This is a genomic window from Streptomyces lushanensis, from assembly GCF_001700515.1.
Taxonomy (GTDB): domain Bacteria; phylum Actinomycetota; class Actinomycetes; order Streptomycetales; family Streptomycetaceae; genus Streptomyces; species Streptomyces lushanensis.
The window spans coordinates 1-276 of the sequence record NZ_MAUD01000614.1; the positions used below are offsets into that span (position 1 = coordinate 1).

The 276-nt window shown below is 68.8% G+C and carries 1 protein-coding gene; it reads right to left on the reverse strand.

All coding sequences use genetic code 11. The features are described 5' to 3' along the window. Positions 1–276, reverse strand: a 276-nt coding sequence (locus BFF77_RS31835) for a helicase-related protein (protein WP_169922756.1), incomplete at both ends; no start/stop codon positions are given.

Below are 276 nucleotides of genomic sequence, written 5' to 3' on the forward strand. Positions count from 1 at the left end.
TCCTTGTGGTCGACGGGCGGGTCGACGTTGACGACGAGGTCGAGATCGTCCACATGGATGCCGCGCGCCGCGACGTTCGTCGCGACGAGACAGGTGACCAGACCGTTCTTGAACTGTTCGAGCGTCCGGTTGCGCTGCGGCTGCGAACGGCCGCCGTGCAGCCCCGAGGCCCGTACACCGCTCGCCAGCAGCCGCTTGACCAGCCGGTCCACCGACCGCTTGGTGTCCAGGAAGAGCAGCACCCGCCCGTCACGCGCGGCGATCCGCGTCGTGATC